General features: G+C 66.4%; 14 protein-coding genes and 1 pseudogene. 9 read left to right on the forward strand and 6 right to left on the reverse strand.

Annotated features, from left to right (window positions below; genetic code table 11):
• Window positions 1–41 precede the first annotated feature (41 nt).
• Window positions 42–458 carry a response regulator transcription factor gene (locus tag ACZCAH_RS13625; protein ID WP_464341593.1) on the reverse strand — a complete coding sequence of 139 codons (417 nt, stop codon included), beginning with the start codon at window positions 456–458 and terminating at the stop codon, window positions 42–44.
• A 229-nt stretch (window positions 459–687) separates the two neighbouring features.
• Here ACZCAH_RS13625 and ACZCAH_RS13630 point away from each other — a divergent pair, with 229 nt between their 5' ends.
• The 3 genes from ACZCAH_RS13630 to ACZCAH_RS13640 all read left to right on the forward strand — a co-directional run bounded on the left by ACZCAH_RS13630 (window position 688) and on the right by ACZCAH_RS13640 (window position 4,084).
• Window positions 688–1,989 carry an ATP/GTP-binding protein gene (locus ACZCAH_RS13630; protein ID WP_464341594.1) on the forward strand — a complete coding sequence of 434 codons (1,302 nt, stop codon included), beginning with the start codon at window positions 688–690 and terminating at the stop codon, window positions 1,987–1,989.
• Complete coding sequence (locus ACZCAH_RS13635; RefSeq protein ID WP_464341595.1) at window positions 1,986–2,318, forward strand: hypothetical protein; 333 nt, start codon at window positions 1,986–1,988, stop codon at window positions 2,316–2,318. Before ACZCAH_RS13630 ends, ACZCAH_RS13635 begins: the two co-directional genes overlap by 4 nt.
• Window positions 2,319–2,434: 116 nt before the next feature.
• Entirely contained in the window at window positions 2,435–4,084 is a 1,650-nt protein-coding gene (locus tag ACZCAH_RS13640) for a sensor histidine kinase (protein ID WP_464341596.1), read from the forward strand.
• 49 nt (window positions 4,085–4,133) lie between these two features.
• Here ACZCAH_RS13640 and ACZCAH_RS13645 read toward each other — a convergent pair whose 3' ends face one another.
• The gene (locus ACZCAH_RS13645) at window positions 4,134–4,895 is read right to left on the reverse strand and encodes a DUF6270 domain-containing protein (protein WP_464341597.1); all 762 of its coding nucleotides are present in this window, start codon (window positions 4,893–4,895) and stop codon (window positions 4,134–4,136) included.
• Between the two features lie 197 nt (window positions 4,896–5,092).
• Here ACZCAH_RS13645 and ACZCAH_RS13650 point away from each other — a divergent pair, with 197 nt between their 5' ends.
• From ACZCAH_RS13650 to ACZCAH_RS13675, 6 genes are all read left to right on the forward strand, one after another.
• The gene (locus ACZCAH_RS13650) at window positions 5,093–7,012 is read left to right on the forward strand and encodes a glycosyltransferase family protein (protein WP_464341598.1); all 1,920 of its coding nucleotides are present in this window, start codon (window positions 5,093–5,095) and stop codon (window positions 7,010–7,012) included.
• A 285-nt stretch (window positions 7,013–7,297) separates the two neighbouring features.
• Window positions 7,298–8,755, forward strand: a complete 1,458-nt coding sequence (locus ACZCAH_RS13655; protein WP_464341599.1) for a glycoside hydrolase 5 family protein — start codon at window positions 7,298–7,300, stop codon at window positions 8,753–8,755.
• 182 nt (window positions 8,756–8,937) lie between these two features.
• On the forward strand, window positions 8,938–10,191 hold the full coding sequence (wecC, locus tag ACZCAH_RS13660) for a UDP-N-acetyl-D-mannosamine dehydrogenase (RefSeq protein ID WP_464341600.1): 1,254 nt from the start codon (window positions 8,938–8,940) through the stop codon (window positions 10,189–10,191).
• Window positions 10,188–12,326, forward strand: a complete 2,139-nt coding sequence (locus ACZCAH_RS13665) for a glycosyltransferase (RefSeq protein WP_464341601.1) — start codon at window positions 10,188–10,190, stop codon at window positions 12,324–12,326. The genes wecC and ACZCAH_RS13665 overlap by 4 nt, the downstream gene beginning before the upstream one ends.
• Before the next feature lie 60 nt (window positions 12,327–12,386).
• Window positions 12,387–14,000, forward strand: coding sequence for a hypothetical protein (locus tag ACZCAH_RS13670; RefSeq protein WP_464341602.1), 1,614 nt, complete (start codon window positions 12,387–12,389; stop codon window positions 13,998–14,000).
• Between the two features lie 47 nt (window positions 14,001–14,047).
• Window positions 14,048–15,556: a hypothetical protein gene (locus tag ACZCAH_RS13675; RefSeq protein WP_464341603.1), complete on the forward strand. Its 1,509-nt coding sequence runs from the start codon at window positions 14,048–14,050 to the stop codon at window positions 15,554–15,556.
• A gap of 3 nt (window positions 15,557–15,559) precedes the next feature.
• Here ACZCAH_RS13675 and ACZCAH_RS13680 read toward each other — a convergent pair whose 3' ends face one another.
• The 4 genes and pseudogenes from ACZCAH_RS13680 to ACZCAH_RS13695 form a co-directional block, all read right to left on the reverse strand.
• Entirely contained in the window at window positions 15,560–16,375 is an 816-nt protein-coding gene (locus tag ACZCAH_RS13680) for an alpha/beta fold hydrolase (RefSeq protein WP_464341604.1), read from the reverse strand.
• Between the two features lie 45 nt (window positions 16,376–16,420).
• Window positions 16,421–17,419, reverse strand: a complete 999-nt coding sequence (locus tag ACZCAH_RS13685; RefSeq protein WP_464341605.1) for a hypothetical protein — start codon at window positions 17,417–17,419, stop codon at window positions 16,421–16,423.
• Between the two features lie 101 nt (window positions 17,420–17,520).
• Window positions 17,521–18,522, reverse strand: coding sequence for a Gfo/Idh/MocA family protein (locus tag ACZCAH_RS13690; protein ID WP_464341606.1), 1,002 nt, complete (start codon window positions 18,520–18,522; stop codon window positions 17,521–17,523).
• 2 nt (window positions 18,523–18,524) lie between these two features.
• Window positions 18,525–18,646 (reverse strand): annotated as a pseudogene (locus ACZCAH_RS13695) (aminotransferase DegT); the annotation flags it as partial.

An 18,646-nucleotide genomic window follows, 5' to 3' on the forward strand; every position in this document is an offset into this window, starting at 1 on the left:
CTCAGCTGGCCTCTGCTGAGCTCAGCTGGCCTCTGCTGAGCTCAGCTGGCCTCGGACTCCGCGTCGGCGGCCGGGACATCCGACTCCGCGGCGGCGCGGGCGGGGCGGGCGACGATCGCCTGCAGCTGCTCGCGGAGCATGCGGGGGCGGAAGGGCTTGGTGAGGTAGTCGTCGGCGCCGGCCTCGAGGCCCTTGCGGGCGTCGTCCTCGGTGGAGCGGGCGGAGAGCATCACGATGTGGCCGGCGACGATGCCGGTCAGCTCGGCGACGACCTGGTAGCCCTCCATATCGGGCAGGCCCACGTCGACGACGCAGAGGTCGGGGCGGAGCGAGAGGGCGGCATCGATGCCCGCCTGGCCGTTCTCCACGACCGTCACGCTGTAGTCGTCCTGCGTGAGGATGACCCGCAGGAGCATGCGGATGTCGTCATCGTCCTCGACCACCAGTGCGGTTCTCACGAGGCCTCCTCACGCCGTGCGCGCGGTCTCTCCGCACGCTCGCCGGGCCAGACTACTGTCCATATTCGTCCCCGCCCAGGGGGTGAAGGTCCCCTCTCGACGCCTACGCAGAGATGTCCGACACATCCGTTTCGGGGTACTTACGGGTAACACGAAAGTGTCACTTCCCAGGGCGTCGAAACCGCCGATCGACGGGGAGTCGTCGGCACCCGCCCCTACACTCGCGAGCATGGCGAAACCCCTCAGGGAACAGCACATCGCGGTCTTCGGCGAGTCGGGCAGCGGCAAGACGGTCCTGCTCTCCTCGTTCTACGGCGCGTACCAGGAGGCGGCGTTCCAGTCCGCCAGCCCCTTCCACGTGGTCGCGGACGACATCGGGCAGGGGCAGCGGCTGCTGAAGAATTACTACGGGATGAAGCGGGCCACGCAGCTGCCCGCCGCCACCCGCTTCGACGCGAGCAGCTACGCCTTCTCCCTGCGGCTGCGGCCGGGGCTGGACGCCGACGGCTCGGCGCAGCCCGCGGCCGGGAGCCCCGGCGTCGCCGCCCCGATGGCGCCCGAGTCGTCTTCGTCCGCCACGACGGCCAAGGCACCCAAGCCGGCCAAGCCACCGAAGGCCGGCAAGAGCGCCCCGGCCGGGACGCCGCTGGCCCGGATCGTGTGGCACGACTACCCGGGCGAATGGTTCGAGCAGGACGTGAGCGGCCCCGAGGAGGCCGCCCGCCGCATCGCGACCTTCCGCTCCCTGCTGGTCTCCGATGTGGCGGTGCTGCTCATCGACGGGCAGCGGCTGCTCGAGCACCGCGGCGAGGAGGAGCGCTACCTCCGCCCCCTGTTCACCGGGATCCAGAACGGCCTGCTCAGCTTGCGCACCGAGATCCTCCCGAAGGGGGAGCCGCTCGTCGATGCGCCGCGGATCTGGATGCTCGCGCTGTCGAAGGCGGACCTGCTGCCGGAGATGAGCACCCGCGACTTCCAGGAGCTGGTGATCGAGAAGGCGGCCGACGAGCTGGGCCTGCTGCGCGAGACCCTGCGCAGCTTCGTGCGGGCCGGGGACGCCCTCGCCGTGGGCGAGGACTTCCTGCGGCTGTCCTCCGCCCGCTTCGAGCCGGGCACGATCGACGTGAGCACCCGGGTGGGGCTGGATCTGCTGCTGCCGGTCGCGGCGATGCTGCCGATGCAGCGGCACCTGCGCTGGGCCCGCACGCTGGAGATGCCGCGCAGGGTGGTCGATGACCTGCTCAGCGGCGCGGACGGGGTGAAGGCCGTGCTGCCGGTCCTCGCGACCGGGCTCGGCGTGGCGGCCCGCGCCCCGCTGCCCCCGCAGATCCGGACGGTGCTCAAGGGCGCCTCGGTCGCGGTCTCCGCCGGCGCTGTCGTGCAGCTGCTGGACCTCGTCGGGGACGATCTGGTCGCGGCGAACCGTCGGGCGATGGCGCGGAAGGACCGCCTCTCCGAGGTGCTCACCGGCTTCCTGCTGGACCTCGAGCGGGGCGAGCGGGACGGCACCCTGGTGCGGAGCCCGCGATGAGTTTGCTCTGGGCGACCCGCGGCCACACCTGGGGATTCCGCGTCCTGCGCTGCACCTTCCCCGGTGATCCGTTGCGCACCTACAGCCCGGCGCTCGCCGCGCTCGGCGACGCCGCGGAGGGATTCCGCCGCGAGGGCGGCATGATCGCCCTCCGCCTCCTCGACCCTGAGGGCCGCAGCGACCGGTCCGGTCGGCCGATCCCCCACGAGTTCGTGGCCGACGGGCCGGACGCCGACGGGGTCGACAGCCTCGAGGGCGCCCGGGAGCGGCTGTGGCCCCTGGTCGGGGAGGAGTACGCGGCGATCTGGGATCACCCCTCCCCCGCATGATGTGATGTGAGCGGCATCTATCGCCCCGGGGGACTCCCCCTGCTCCCCGGACTTGCCGATAATGTCCCGGTCCGGACGCTTCCCCGAGTCCCCGCCCGCTGAGAAGGAAGCACGTCGTGGCCGATCGACCTCACCCCACCGCGCCGCTGGCGGCCGTCGTCGCCCCGTCTTCGGGCACGCGGCCGAAGCAGCTGTACTTCGCGGGGCTGGTGCTCGGCTACACGCTTCTGGTGGCGGCCTCGGCCCTGGAGATGGTGGTGCAGCCGCAGTTCCTCGCGGCGCTGGGACTGATCGCGGTGACCACGGTGCTGACCCTCACGGTGCGCTGGGACAGTCGTCCGCTGGCCTGGGCGGCGCTGATCCCGTTGCTGGACATCGCGGCGGTCGCCCTGCTGCGCGACCACATGCGCGAGGTGTCGATGTCCCCGTCGCTGCTCGCGCTAATCCCGGTGATGTGGCTGTCCGGCCGGCTGCGCCGGACGGGCGTGCTGATCTCGCTGTTCGCGGTCACCCTGGCGATTACGGTGCCCTCGCTCGTGCGCGGCGGGGAGCTGGACTCGATGATCCTCGCGCACGCGCTGCTGCTGCCCCTCACCGTGCTGCAGATCGGTCTGCTCACCGTGGGGGCGTTGAGCCTGCTAGATCGGCGCAACGAGCGGCTGCAGGAGACCGTCACGGAGCGGGAGACGGTGATCGACGAGATCGACGCGTCCGCGCAGCTGCTGCAGAGCATCCTGGACACGGTGGACGTCGGCATCGTCGTCGTCGACGCGGACGGCCACGACGTGCTCATGAACGCCCGGCAACGACAGATCCACTCCCTCGCCACCCCGCCGGACAACCCGGACCCGAACGAGGCGGAGCTGCTGCTGCGCTACCCGGGCACCGCCCTGCCGATCCCGGCGGAAGAGCGGCCGGTGCGCCGCGCGGTGCTGCAGGAGTCCTTCAGCAACTACCTGGTGGCGATGGGGCCTCTCGGAGAGGACGGCACCGCCTTCTCCGCCTCGGCGCGGCAGATCCTGGACCGGAACGGCGAACGGGCCGGGGCGGTGGTGGTGTTCTCCGACGTCACCTCGTACCTCGAGATGGTCCGCTCGCAGGAGCAGTTCGTCGCCTCGGTGTCCCATGAGCTGCGCACGCCGCTCACCTCCGTCATCGGCTATCTGGAGCTGACCCAGGACGACCTGGACCTGTCCAAGGAAACGGCGAGCTACCTGCAGGTCGCGCAGCGCAATGCCGAGCAGCTGCTGGTGATCGTGGAGGACCTGCTCCAGGACCAGGTGAGCCGCTCCGGCGCGGAGAAGCTGGTGCTGCGGCCCGCTCGCCTCTCCGACATCGCCGCGGAGTCCGCCGACGCCTTCGCGCTGCGCGCGCAGGAGGCGGGGATCACCCTGGTGCGCGAGCTGCGCGAGACCGCGGAGCGGCCCCTCGACGCCGCCCGCATGCGGCAGGCGGTCGACAACCTGCTCTCCAACGCCGTGAAGTACACGCGCCGCGGCGGCACCGTCACGGTCGCCACCGAGATGCTCGAGGGGCACGCGGAGCTGCGGGTCACCGACACCGGGATCGGCATGACCGCGCAGGAGCAGACCAACCTGTTCACCGACTTTTACCGCACCGAGACCGCCCGCAACAGCGACATCCCCGGTCACGGCATCGGCCTTTCGCTCACGCGGCGGATCGTCGTCTCCCACAACGGGCAGATCAGCGTGCGCTCCCAGCCCGGGGAGGGCTCGACCTTCTGGATCCGCCTCGCGGCGGAGTAGGGCGCCTCAGGAGCCGACGAGCAGCGCGGAGCAAACACCTACGGGACGATCAACCGTGCAAGACATTCGCAAGAACCTGCTTCATGATCTGGTCGTAAACGCTCTGCGTGTAATGGAACGGAGCAAAGCCCCAGCGATGTCGCGGATCGGCCACCACTGACCCCTCATCGATCTCGATCAGTTCGAATCCCAGCCCCTCGAGCAGAACGTAGTACCTCTCGAACTTCGCGTTCGCCTCCTCGGCGGAGACGCCCATGCTGAGCGGGGTCGGCTCACCGCTGTAACTCTCCGAAGCCCACGGCAGCCTGATGACGAGAGTCTTCTCGAAAAGTCCCAGCTTCGTGAGGACAGCTTGGAAAGCCCGAGCACGCTGCGACCAAGCGTCAAAGTGCTCATCCGAGCCGAAAGTCAGAAGCTCAGCGTCTTCGATGGCCGCCAGTGCTTCGGGTACTGCGAGCAGATCGATGCTACGGGTGATGATCGTGCCATCGTCGAGTGAGTGCACGCCGTGCCGCTCGTCGGTGAGGTCCCAGAGCAGGACATCCGTAGCTGAGGCAGATCGGCGCAGCCGATCCTCAAGATCGCCGCGAAAATCTGCCTCGAGCATCCTCCGCTGGAAGCGGTGCGCAACCTCTGCATCCTCTGGAAAGTGCGCCGAGGCATCGAGTCCGGACGAGAGGAGTGACTGCCGGGCGACGTAGTCGACGACCTTCACGTCCTGTCCGCCCGCAAGATCGATGGTGTCCCGGGCGACACAGCTTCCGTAGACCGTGACGCGCAGAGGCGCAGCACGGGTCGGCTCTTCGGCCACGGGCAGTCCTCCAGAGGTGTTCGATGCTGGCAGGGCCTCGCAAGTGGAGACCGCCGATCACTTTATCGTGGCACCCGCGCCACCGAGGTGAAGTGGTGGTCATCCTGACAGACCAGGCGATCCTCCGCCGCGGCGGGACTCACACGCGCGAGCCCCTACGATGAGACGGCCCCCTCCCCCGCCTTCTGGAGACGTCGATGCCGCAGACCGACACCATCCTTCGGACCTTCCGCACGGGCCTGTGGCACCTGCGCAACGGCGGACTTTCCGAGCTCCGCACGTGGAATAGTCGCCGCAGGATCAACCGTCCCGGTGTCGGCGATGGACTCGGTAGCCGTGGCGCGGACGGCCAACTCAGCTTCCCGCCCAAGAAGCTACTGCACGGCCCACCGCACCTGCCCGGTCTCCGTGCAGCCGTGATCCTCGACGACTTCTCGATGCTCGCGTGGTCGCGCGAGTTCTCGACTGTCGCCGTCACCCCGGGGAAGTGGCGGGAGCAGCTCGACAAGGAACCCGTGGATCTCCTCCTCGTCGAATCCGCCTGGCACGGGAATCAGGACGCGTGGCAGTACCAGCTCACCGGCTCCCAGGCCCCGAGCGCGGCTCTGCGTGACCTCGTCGATAACTGCCGTGACCTCGGTGTTCCCTGCGTCTTCTGGAACAAGGAGGACCCCCCTCACTTCGAGGACTTCCTCGACACAGCCCGGCTCTTCGACCAGGTGTTCACGACGGACGTGACCCTGCTTCCGCGATATCGCGAGGAGCTCGGTCATGATCGGGTGTCCGTGCTGCCCTTCGCAGCCCAGCCCGCCGTACACAATCCAGTCCGGCCTCGCCACGGCCATCAGGCCCGTGACGTCGCCTTCGCCGGCATGTACTTCGCCCACAAGTTCCCGGAGCGAAGAGAGCAGATGGACTTCCTCCTGGGAGGCGCCCTGGACGCTTCGCGCGCGATGGGGAACGGGCTGGAGATCTTCTCCCGATTCCTCGGGGACGACCAGCGCTATCAGTTCCCCGGCGAGCTCAGCGAGCGCGTCGTCGGATCGCTCAGCTACGACCGAATGCTCACCGCGTACCAGGCGTACAAGGTGTTCCTCAACGTGAACTCCGTCGTCACCAGCCCCTCGATGTGCGCCCGCCGAATCTTCGAGATCACGGCCTCCGGCACGCCGGTCGTCTCCGCCCCATCCCCCGCACTCGAGAACTTCTTCCCGCCCGACGAGGTCCTCGTCGCCACAGATCGTGAGGACGCCGCGCACCTCGTGCGCGCGCTCGTGCGTTCGCCCGAGCTCCGTGACCGGACCGTCCACCAGGCGCAGCGTCGGATCTGGAGCGAGCACACCTACACCCATCGGGCCCGCGCGGTTCTCGACGCCGTGGGGCTCGGCGACCGCGCAGGCCGGCACGGACTACGTGGGGCGGCCGGACTGCCGACAATCTCCATCCTCGCCGTCACGAACCGGCCCGCGCAGATCGAGCACCTGCTGCAGCAGGTCGCCTCCCAGAGCGGCGTGCAGAAGCAGCTCATCGTGACCACTCACGGTTTCGAAGCCGACGCCACCATCCGCACGCTGTCCCGCGAGCTCGGAATCGAGAACCTCGTGATACACGAAGCCCCCGCTGGCTGGTCACTGGGCGCGTGTCTCAACGAAGCTGTAGGCCGTGCCGACGGTGATGTGTGCTCGAAGATGGATGACGACGACCTGTACGGCCCCCTTTACCTTCAGGACCTCCTCCACGCCCGAGGTTTCTCCGGCGCCGACGTCGTCGGGAAGCACGCGCACTACATGTATCTGGCCGGCACCGACACAACCCTTCTTCGGTTCCCGTGGATGGAGCACCGCTTCAGCGACCGCGTCATGGGACCCACGATCACCGCCGCTCGGGATGTGTTCTCGAGCCACCCGTTCAGCGACCGCTCCCGGGGCGAGGACACGACATTCCTGGCCGATGTCGTCCAGGCAGGAGGCACGGTCTACTCCGCGGACCGCTTCGGCTTCACACAGATGCGGAACGGTCTCGCCGGGAACCACGCCTGGTCCGCGAGCGACCGCGAACTCCTCGCCAGCGCCGACGTTGCCTGGTTCGGCCGCAACGACACACAGGTCCTCCGGTGAGCACGCTAATGTCACGCCACAGCGGCAACTGGGCACCGACGAGGATTGCAGACGGGTGCGGGCGGCGTGAGGCCTGAACCGGACGGCTCTGGACATCGGGCACGACGACGGCTCCTGTCCGCTGCTGCTGCAGCAGCAGCAGCGATCACCGCATTGGTGGCGGTCGTCGTTCTCGTCCCGGTGCACTGGCGGGCCCCTGACGATCCACCTGTCCCGTCGACCACGGCTGACTCAGCGCGGCCGCCCGAGGAGACTGTCTTCCTCGCCGGCTACTCTCCCGCACCGATGTCACTGGAGCTGGGGCTCGACGCAGGAGACGTGGAGCCAGTAATCGCGACCCTCCAGCTGCCCGTCCACAGGGTGCAAACCGGCGGCGCCGTGGGGCTCAGCTTCGACGCGACAGAACTAGCGAACAGCCAGTGGGGTGCCTCGGACTCAAACCTGACGCTCACGTTGCAGCAGCTGGACCGACCCGTACTCCGTTTCGGGGGCAACGGCGTGGACCGGAGGATGTGGTGGACGTCCTCCGGGGAGCCAGCACCCGCGTGGGCGGAAGCGACGGTGACGCCCGACTCGCTGGAAGCTGTCGCCCGCACGGCCGAGTCAGTCGACGCGAGCGTGACCATCACACTCGATCTTGGGCACGATGATCCCGAACGTGCAGCGGACATGGCCGCCGCGGCGCAGAGTGCCTTCGGTGACCGCCTGCTCGCCGTCTCGATCGGCAATGAGCCCAACGGGTATCACCACGAGAACCAGCCGCAGCTCGCCGTGCGCGACGCCTCGTGGGGTCCCCAGGCCTATCAGGTTTCACTTCGTGAGTATTCCTCAGCGATCGACGATGCCGCTCCCGGTGTGAAGGTCTCGGGTCCTGGTGCGTACGACGCGACTTGGTGGCGTGCCTTCGCCGAATCCGATATCCGTGACCCGGCCGCGCTCACCATGCATTGGTACCCGCTGTGGGACTGTTCAGGTCCCGCGACCTCGATCGCCAACCCGACCGTCGAGGACCTCAGCTCGCCGGCGCTCCGGTCGCGGGCTCGGAAGATCATCGGGATGGGCCGGGACATCGCTGACGAGCACGGCCTCCCCCTCTGGTTAGAGGAGACGGGCCCGACGTCTTGTCCTGGCAGCAACGCGACGTCCCGAACCCACGCGCAAGCGCTGTGGACTGTGGACTACGCCTTGACCGCGATGGAGGAGGGGGTTTCGAGAATCGCCTTTCACTCGACGCTGCAGTCCTGCCGCGGTGGAGCTCCGATGAGTCCGATTTGTTCACGGGGAACCCTCGAGGAACCAGGCTCCACCGTCCAGGGCAGGACGAGTTACCTCGCCCTGATCCAGCTGGGCCAGATCGCTCAGGGGGAGGTACTCGAAAGCACCCTCGACGGTGACGGCTCCATCGCTGTGCACGGCGTGCTGGGAGACGATGGCAGCCTGACTCTCGTCGTCGTCGACTTCCGCGATCCATCGACGGAGACTAACGATCAGGTAGTCCAGATCGGCGCCCCTAGTGGCCTCGGGGCGAGCGCGTCGAAAGAGTGGGTGCTCTCCACCGGCTCCCTGCTCTCGTCTGGTTCGCTCGACTCCACGACGAGCACATTGACCGCCCCCGGACCGATCACCGGGACATTCGCGGGGGCGAGACTGGGGCCCGGCGCTCCGCTCACGGTGCCCAGCTCTCCCGGCGAGTCGCTGTTGCTCCGCCTGGAGCCGGCAACGGCCGTGAGCAATGGCGGATGAACGCCGCGTGACGGTCCGGCGAACGACCGATGCGCGAACTACGGCTTTCTGAGACATGTGACAATTTCGGCGCTTCGTGGCGCGGAAACCAGTGGGCTCCCGTGGCCGGTCATGCCCATCACCGACTACGGTGGTCGAGAATCTCTGACCGACTGGTCGCCCCTCGCTTCCCAGGAGTCTCCGTGAGCCCGAACGTCCCCCTCGACACCGTTGCCGTGATCGGCCTCGGATACATCGGCCTCCCCACGGCCGCCGTGCTCGCCCAAGCGGGCAAGACGGTGATCGGCGTGGACATCAAGCAGAGCAACGTCGATGCGATCAACGCCGGCAAGGTGCCGTTCGTCGAGGAGGGTCTCGAGACCGTAGTCGCGGGCACCGTCGCCCAGGGCAAGCTCTCCGCGCAGACGGAGACTCCCGAGGCCGACGCCTACATCGTCTCCGTCCCCACGCCCTTCAAGGGCGACCACGATGCAGATCTCTCCTACATCGAGGCGGCCGCTCGCGGCATCGCCCCGAAGCTGACCGGCGGTGAGCTGGTGGTGCTCGAGTCGACCTCGCCCCCCGGCGCGACCGAGCACATGGCCGATGTGATCCTCGAGCTGCGCCCCGAGTTCACCAAGGAGCCGAACCTCCCGAACTCGGTGTACTTCTCGCACGCCCCGGAGCGGGTGCTGCCCGGCCGCATCATGATCGAGATGGTCGACAACGACCGGATCATCGGCGGCCTCTCCCCCGAGGCTGCGCAGCTGAACCGCGACCTCTACGCGAGCTTCTGCAAGGGCGAGCTGCTGCTCACCGATGCCCGCACCGCCGAGATGGCGAAGCTGACCGAGAACGCCTTCCGCGATGTGAACATCGCCTTCGCGAACGAGCTGTCGATCATCTCCGAGCGCCAGGGCATCGACGTGTGGGAGCTAATCGAGCTCGCCAACCACCACCCGCGCGTGAACATCCTCCAGCCCGGCCCGGGCGTGGGCGGCCACTGCATCGCCGTGGACCCCTGGTTCATCGTCTCCGCGGACCGCGAGTTCTCGAACCTGATCCGCACCGCCCGCGAGGTCAACGACTCCAAACCCGAGCTGGTCCTCGAGAAGGTCCTGGCGAAGGCGGACAAGTTCAAGACCCCCGTGGTCGCGGCGCTCGGCATCGCCTTCAAGGCCAACATCGACGACCTGCGCGAGTCCCCCTCCAAGGACATCGCCGTCGCCCTCGCCGATCGTCTGCCGGAGGGCCAGGTGCTCGTGGTCGAGCCGAACATCGACGAGCTCCCGAAGGAGTTCGCGGGCAGGACCAACGTCGAGTTCGCCACCCTCGAGGATGCCGTGGAGCGCGCCGACATCGTGCTGGTCATGGTCGACCACGACCCCTTCAAGGAGCTCGACCGCACGAGGCTCCAGGAGAAGGTCGTCATCGACAGCAAGGGGCTTTGGCGGTGACGCAGAACAACAGCTCGTCGTCCATCTTCCGTCGATTGCTCGGCAGCTCGCCAACCAGCCGATCCACACTCGCCGGAGGGCACAGCGCCGACCATCAGAGCCATGCGGCGACGCTGCGAGAGGCCGCTCGCGCTGCGGCAGCGACCGGGGAGAGATCCGAGGAGGCTCGCGCGCTGTACCGCGAAGCCGTCGCTGCGGCACCGCGCGATGGCGGCCTCGCACTCGAGTACGCTCGACACCTCATCGCGCGCTCGTACGGAACCGCGGCCGAGGAGCTCCTCGCTCTCTCGCTCGCGCACAACGGCGCGCAGATCGACGCGCTGGAGCTCTACCTCGAGCTCGTGCGCGAGCTCGAGCTTCCCACCAACCGGAACTCCTGGGCGCTGGGGCGGCTCGAGGCCGATATCGAGTCGCATCCGAAGGAGCAGCGCGGTGCCCTCGACTACGCGATCCCCCATCGTCTGACCCACGCCCTCGACGTGATCGGCAGGGGCCCCGATGCGGTCAACCGTGCGATCGTGACGATCAATCGCGCCTACATCTGCAAGACGGTCTCCGAGGAGCTGCTCGCCGACGCCACCTCGGGTCTCGGCGAGAACGACAGCCGCCGCGCGCACCTGACCGTCGTCCTCGCGCGAGGGAACCGGAGCGTCGCGGCCGAGCTGCTGAAGGACGCCGATCCGAAGTCCGTCCCGCTCAATGCGCTGCGCCGCGCGATCCGCCGGGCACGGGCAGCCGGCAAGCAGAAGCAGCTCCTGCTCTACCTCGAGACGTATCTGAAGTTCGATCCCCAGGATGGCTGGGCGAAGAAGCTGCAGAATGAGGTCCATCGGAACGCGGTCAGCAACTACCAGCTCGGCAAGACGGGCTTCCCGTTCCCAAAGGCGAAGAGCTCCCCGGTCTATGAGCCGCGCAAGGACCACGTCTTCTACCTCCTGCACAACTCGCTCCCGCACAACTCCGCCGGCTACGCGACCCGCACCCACGGCCTGCTCTCCGAGCTGAACCGGATCGGCTGGGACGTCGACGGGGTGACCCGCCTGGGCTACCCCTACGACATGCCCGGTAAGGGCGATCTCCCCGATGTCCCGCGCCACGAGCTCGTGGGCGAGGTCGACTACCGGCGGCTACTCAAAGGCCGCGAGATCGAGAAGAAGAACCCGCTCTTCGACTACACCGAGCGATACTCCCGCGCCCTGCTGGCGCTCGCGCAGGAGGAGCGCCCCGCGATCATCCACGCCGCCTCGAACCACTGGAACGGGCTCACGGCCGTCAAGACCGCCCGGCAGCTGGGCCTCCCCTCGATCTACGAGGTGCGCGGCCTGTGGGAGGTCACTCGTGGGTCTCGGAGCCCCGAGTGGGCGAAGAGCAACATGTTCCAGTACATCGCCCGGATGGAGGCCGACGCTGCGAAGGGCGCCACGCGCGTCTTCGCGATCACGGAGGCGCTGCGCGAGGAGATGATCCGCCGCGGCGTGGACGGGGAGAAGATCAGCGTGGTCCCCAACGGGGTCGACACCGAACGCTTCACTCCCATCCCCCGGGACGAGGAGCTCGCCTCCGAGCTGGGCGTCGCCGGCAAGACAGTCATCGGCTACGTGGGCTCGGTGCTCGACTACGAAGGGATCGAGCTAATCCTCCAGGCCGCCGAGGTCCTCGACCGCACCCGCGAGGACTTCCACGTGCTCATCGTCGGGGACGGCGCCGAGCTCGAACGGTTCCAGAACCATGTCGAGGAGAACTCCCTCGACCACGTCGTCACCTTCACCGGGCGCGTGCCGCACGAGTACGTCGAGCGCTACTACTCGCTCGTGGACATCACGCCGTTCCCCCGTCTGCCCCTGCCCGTGTGCGAGATGGTCTCCCCGCTGAAGCCCTTCGAGGCAATGGCGATGGGCAAGGCCGTGATCGCCTCCGACGTCGCTGCGCTCAAGGAGATCGTGACGCCGGGACTGAACGGATACCTGCACGAGAAGGGCAGCGTGGAGTCGCTCATCGAGCAGCTCACGAAGCTTCTGGACGACGCCGAGCACACTCGGGCCATCGGCCTCCAGGCCCGCGACTGGGTGGTCGCGAACCGGGACTGGAAGCAGCTCGCGGCTATCATCGCGGATACCTACCGGGAACTGGCCTGACCCGCAGAGCGGTCCGCCGCCCGATCACCGAATCTACTCATCCTCGGAGGGGAGGCACGCGTGCTGTCGCATCTGGAGCCCCTGGTCATACACAACGCGTCAGACTTCAACGAGACCAGGTTCTCTGGCTACGCATTCAGCGGGCAGGACCTGATCATCAGCACTCAAGGTCATGCCGCGTGGGCACAGTCAAGGCGGGTCGAACTCGACTTCCACCAAGACGGCTGTTACATCCTCGGCCTGCCCGCCAGCGACGGCTACCGCATCGGTGGCGACTACAAGGGGTACTGCAAGCTCTATATTTACGAGAGCGGCCAGCGATGGGCGGTGTCCAATTCTTTCAGCACTCTCGTGGAGTTTGCGCACTCGAAGAGATGGAAGGTCACACTCAACGAGCATATCTTCTACACCCACTCACTGCCGGGAGCCTTCTGGCAGCAGCACGCCACTTTCGAGACCTCGGTCAAGGAGATTACTCTCCTGCCTCGAACCCACCTGATCGACATTTCAGCCGAAGGCGCGCTCACCACTCGGCCCAACCCTCACCCCAGTGACGCAGCGTTTACGGATGAATACGACGAGGCCCTCGCGAACTTCCAGAGGCTATGGATCGGGCGCCTCGGCACCACAATTCGACATTCGGAGAATCTCCTTTCCGCGGAGATCACCGGTGGACTGGACTCGAGAGTAGTACTTTCACTGCTGCTCAGCCTTCGACAGCATTTTCCCACCGACTTCTCACGGCAACTCTTCATGAAGTCTAATCCATCTCAGGATGACGATTTCAAGGTCGCGACACGCCTATGCAACGTGTACCGATTGAACCTGAATAAGACTCCTCCTCGAGGAGAGCTCGGCGTGGAGTTCTACGACCCCGTCGCCAGATGGTGGGACATTTCCCTCGGCGCCTACACGCCGATCTACTTCGCCCCCCGGAGCAGCACGGTGGGGCAATTCACCGTGGGAGGCCACGGCGGCGAGGGTCACCGTTCCTACTGGCAGATCGACTCCCCCCACCGGAAGCTCGAGGAGCTCGAGAAGCAGTACGCTGCAGCACCCGGAAGGCGCGCCATGGGCGCTGCCTTCGACCGCACCAGGGAGCTCCTGGATGCCGCCTACCCGGGAGTGCCGCGGACGGTCGCCCATTACAGAGAATTCCGGGACCGCATCCACAGCGGCCTCCACGCACAGAACTCTGTTCGCCTGCAGCCACTCTCGAGCAATACGAGCTACATGGCGACGACACTGCTCTCGCCAGATGCCCTCGAGCGAGGACAGTTCCTCTACGACGTGATCGGGAACTCCGCACCGGGCCTTCTTCGGCAGCCATTCGACAAGGTCGCCAAGGAGCCGAACGACACAGTCCTCCGCGAGCTCTGCTATGCCGAGCCCATCTATCCTCTGCGTGGCGACCTCTTCGGCGCCTCAGCACGGAAGTCCCCACGGCCGCCGTCGATGCCGCAGCCATGGTCGCGTCTAGCGGACCTGTTCCAGGCCGCGGTGCCCGCAGCTCGGGAGATGCCGCTCCCGCCGGAGACCTTGAGTCACGCTGATGAGGCGTGGCGATCCGTCGAAGCCGACGGCAAGCTCTCTCACCCGAAGCACTCCGTCGGGGTCCAGCACGTCATCCTCGCTGGCCTCATCGCCGGTAGCATCACTCGCCCTTCCGTGTGAAGTCTCTGCCGAACCACCCCCGGCGCCATCGAGACCTGGAGAACGACATGCCGACCCCCGCGCCCTTGCTGTACCCCCGTGGCTTCCTTCTCTCGCGGTCCGTGCAGCCCCTGCTGGAGAACTTGGATCACTACACGTCGACGACTCTCGGCGATGCGCTCCTGTACCTCGATGTCGCGAATCGACTCGACGTCTTCCACACACCGGAGGGATCGCTCGCAACGATCGGCACGACACTCCCGTCGAATACAACCTCCGGGTCACGCCCCCAGACCGATGTCGCAGAAGAGTTGTGGCATGCGTTTCATGATCGTGGACTGAAAGCGTTGGAAGACGAGCTCTACGACCTCGGTGGCCGCTACGCGGTGATCGCCTCGGACGGCCGGGACACCTGGATCTACCACGATGCAGCCGGTTCGCGAGCAATCTATTACGACACGTCGAACGGTAATGTTGGCTCCCACTACGACATGTTGGCGAGTCTCAATCACCGCCCTGACGAGCACACCGCGACCGTGGGAAAGCTTCGGCTCGATCTTCGCAACCGGTACACCGCCCACACTGAGATCGAGTGCCTCCTTCCGAACCATCGCCTTCATGCGAAATCGATGGTCCAAGAGCGCTTTCACCTGTCTGGTCCGAACCGCGCGCGAGCGCTCGACTTCGAGACGTCTCTCCACAACGTGATCGGGGCATGGGAGTCACAGCTCGCCAGTGCACTCGGCCAGGCGGACGAGGTCGCGTTCTCCATGACCGGCGGAATCGACTCGCGGCTCCTCCTGGCACTCGCGGGCACACATCGCGACCGACTCGACTCGTTCACGTACACGTACTCAGGAGCTGAGTCCGGGGCAGCACCGAAGACCGCATGGGACAAGTCCATGGAGATGGATTACAACATCGTGCAGCGGCTACGCCCGTTCCTGCCGACCCGGCACACTTTCATCACCAAGCCAGATGATCCCCGTGACTCCTGGCGAGCCGCTCACGCCGCAACCCTCCGCCGCAACTCGGAAGGTACCCACGGACAGTGGCTGCTTCCGAGCTACTTGGAGTTGTTCCCATCCCGAAACACCTTTCACTACCGGGGGAACATCGTTGGACTGGGACGGCTGGTGCTGGCGAACCCCTCCACTCTCCAAGATCCGCCAGGCCGGCTCCGCAGGCTCATCGTGAGCCGCTCTAAAGCGGGGGGCGACCTGAGCTCCCTCGCGCTGCAGATTCACGACTCCGCACCTGTGCAGACGCAGTATGACGCTGTTCATCCAGACTACGAGCTAACCGACGTGTGGTATTGGGAGAACCGCCTCGCACGCTGGTACGCACAGCTACTCAACGAGACCGATGTCGCCTTCGACACCTTCACCCCATTCAACACGCGTCGAATCATCGACTCCTTTCTCGCGCTCCACCCCACCGACCGGAAGGCAGGGCTGATGCAACGCGAGCTCATCTACCGAGGCAATCCCTTTCTCACGTTCATCGGGATCAACGAGATCGCCGATCTGTACCGGACCCACGTCTCGCGGGGAGAGTCGCGACCTTGGCCGCAGTGATGATTACGGTGACACCTGAGGTGGTTCCTCGCCGAGCACGGCGGCGGACAGCACGGCCTTGGTGATGTCCTTGGGCGGAGGGTGATGGCCCTGTGGCCCATCGATAAGTAGCGGTCGTACACGATGCCCGTCCTGCAAGGCGTCCATGAAGGGCTCGAAGTGACCGCTCATATGAGTCAGATCGTTACGATTCTGGAGATAGAACACCGAGACGTCGCGCAACTGCCGATAGAGGCCGACCAGATCGGTCGTAGCAGGAATCTGGGAGGCCAGGCCGTTGCCGGAAAGCTGCCACCCGATGCGCCCATAGTTGTCTACCGCGCTACGGGTGTACTCCGCTAGGTTCGTCTGGGGATTGATCGGGACGGCCACCGCCCCCGGGTAGTTTGCCGCAAAGTAAAGCGCAGCAAAGCCCCCACCTGACGCGCCGAACATCACGACTCGCTGTGAGCTCGGGATGAGTGCTTTCAGGATTCCTCGCAATGCCCACTGCAGCTTGCCCTGCCGATGATTACCCGCATACCACGCCAAGCGAAGATCTTCGGACAAGTAGAGGCTCGGATCACTGATGAAAATGCGGTTGGTGGCGAGCTGTTCGCTGACTCCACCGCCAATGAAGACCGGAAACTTCGCGCGCACTACGGCCGGGTGGAAGAAGACTGTGGTGGTCCCGAAACCGCGCGGCTCATACTTGATGTCGATAGGGATGCCGCCGTACATGACAGTCAGGACGCCGCTGGGGTGGCCAGGTGACTCCAAGAACTTTGCCAACGAGCCATAGATCGTCTGATTCGACTCGTTGATGCACCGCTCTCGCATCCGCCGATGCTACACGCTGCTGCGAGTGCGGGTACGGGCCCTCGCTCAGCCGTGATGCACGATCAGTATCTCGGTGTTCTGTCGGTGGAGCACCAATGGCGCCGGCCCGTCGTTCAACACAGAGACGCGCAGGTCGATGTCACCATGGCACCGAGGGTCACGCGCCAGATCCTGACCGATTGACGCTACGTAGTGATGCACCAAGCCATCGATATGAGCGATGTGGCGCGCCTCCGAGGAGCACGTGGTTGAGTCCCCGTCCCGTTCGAGATTGATCCGGAACTCGGCCTCGCTCCCTCCGTCGTCAAGCGACTCCTCGTCGCACCAGGTTCGCCCGTCTTCGCTGGATCCGCTCACAGTCGTGCAGGTCGTGGCGTGGATGTTCGCAATCACCGACATCTCGTCGAGACCGCCCTCCGACATAGAGATCTGCTCGCGGTGGAGGTCGACAGAATTCCGCGGCTCGACAACCGCCGGCAGCACCTCGTCCACGTTGACCCTTTCGCTGTCTGCAAGGACAGGAGTAGCGGTCCACAGGGCAGTGAACGGCACCTTCGACCCTACGGATGCCACCCCTTCATATTCGTTGGCGACCTGGACGCGGCAGGAGTACTCGGCATGTTCCGCTGCTGGGAGCAGAGCCGCGGCGCTGAGCGTCACCTCCTTTCCGTTCACGAGATTCTCAGTACCACCGACGCTGACCGTCTGGCTCTCGCCGTCCCCCAGTTTGCAGTTGAGGTTGTAGCCGAAGTAGGTCGCCCTCCCCGGAGAATCCTCGGGTTTCTCCGCCCGAATCGTGAGTTCGACGAGATACTTTCGGTCGGCGTCGAGAACCGGCAATGCTGTCGGAGCAAGAGCGACTCTGCCCGGGATCTCCAGCGTGCCGGACTGCTCCGAGCGCATATTGCCGGCGTCAGGAGAAGCTCCAGAAGGCAGATCTGCCTGGTCTGGACCCGCATCCTGGACGGTCACGAAGTGGAACCCGAGCACGGCGACGGACACCACGGCCAGTGCCGCGATGAGCAGGTTCTTCCCGTTCTTCACGCTCGCCAGCCTAAGTCCCGTGGATCAGGAGGTTGGGGCCACCGGGTGACCCGAACACAGAAAGGCCAGAACGACGGTCACTGGATCCCCTCATGCCTTCCTCAGACCAGGCGGTACGCAGTCCCGGTCTTCGCGGACTCCAGCACTCCTTCGACCGCGCGCACCGTGTGCAGGCCTTCCCGCATCGTGACGATGTTGGTGCCGTTCCCGTTCACCGCGTCACGGAACGCCTCGTGCTCCGCAGCGAGTGGCTCCTTGCGGCGCAGCGCGTAGCGCACCCTGTCCCCTTCGCTGACCCCACGGAAGGACGCCATCGTGTCCCAGACGTTCGCCTCGGCGTCTGCATTGCTGTGGAAGGAGAGATCGGCAGTGACCGTGTCGGCGACCAGGGCGCCCTTCTCCCCCGTCACGATCGTCACCCGCTCCTTGAATGGGGACAGCCAGTTCACGAGGTGGTTCGTGATCGTGCCATCTGCAAGAATTCCGCTGATAGAGACCATGTCCTCGTCCTCGCGCCCGGACCGGCGAGTCGAGTGCGCCGCGAGCTCGGAGTACGTAGACTGCGCGGCCCAGGCGGTGAGGTCCAGGTCGTGGGTCGCGAGGTCCTTGACCACGCCCACATCGCGGATCCGCGCAGGGAATGCTCCTTGTCGCCGAGTCGCGATCTGGTAGATCTCACCGAGCTGCCCGTCGGCGATCCGGCGCCGCATCTCCTGCAGCGCGGGGTTGAAGCGCTCGATGTAGCCGACCGCTCCGACCAGGCCCGCCGACTCGAAGGCGGCGGTGATCTCCTCCGCCTCCCCGATGTCGAAGGCCAGGGGCTTCTCCACCAGGGTGTGCACCCCGGCCGCCGCGAGGGAGAGGGCGACATCCTTGTGGAACTGGGTGGGCACGGCCACGACCGCGTAGTCGATACCCGCGGCGATCAGCGCGTCCACGTCGGGCAGCACCTCGAGGCCGGGGGCGGCGCCGTGCGGATCGCCGTAGGCGTCGGCGACCGCGACCAGCTCGACGCCCTCGAGGGCGCGGAGGTTGCGGGCGTGGTGGCGTCCCATCATGCCCAGGCCGATCAGTCCGGCCCGCAGGGGCCTCTTCTCACTCATGCTCACACTCCTGCGGCGGCGACGGTGTTGACGGCGGCGACAATCCGGTCGCGGTCCGCATCGGACACGCTCGGATGCACCGGGAGGGACAGCACCTCGCGGGCCAGCATCTCGGTGACCGGGA

Source organism: Brachybacterium sp. B718/18 (assembly GCF_055454375.1).

Excerpts from the sequence above, each read along its gene's own strand:
- ACZCAH_RS13630 (WP_464341594.1), top strand. The coding sequence starts at position 688 with ATGGCGAAACCCCTCAGGGAACAGCACATCGCGGTCTTCGGCGAGTCG.
- ACZCAH_RS13635 (WP_464341595.1), top strand. The coding sequence starts at position 1,986 with ATGAGTTTGCTCTGGGCGACCCGCGGCCACACCTGGGGATTCCGCGTC.
- ACZCAH_RS13650 (WP_464341598.1), top strand. The coding sequence starts at position 5,093 with ATGCCGCAGACCGACACCATCCTTCGGACCTTCCGCACGGGCCTGTGG.
- ACZCAH_RS13655 (WP_464341599.1), top strand. The coding sequence starts at position 7,298 with ATGTCACTGGAGCTGGGGCTCGACGCAGGAGACGTGGAGCCAGTAATC.
- ACZCAH_RS13675 (WP_464341603.1), top strand. The coding sequence starts at position 14,048 with ATGCCGACCCCCGCGCCCTTGCTGTACCCCCGTGGCTTCCTTCTCTCG.
- ACZCAH_RS13680 (WP_464341604.1), bottom strand. The coding sequence starts at position 16,375 with ATGCGAGAGCGGTGCATCAACGAGTCGAATCAGACGATCTATGGCTCG.
- ACZCAH_RS13690 (WP_464341606.1), bottom strand. The coding sequence starts at position 18,522 with ATGAGTGAGAAGAGGCCCCTGCGGGCCGGACTGATCGGCCTGGGCATG.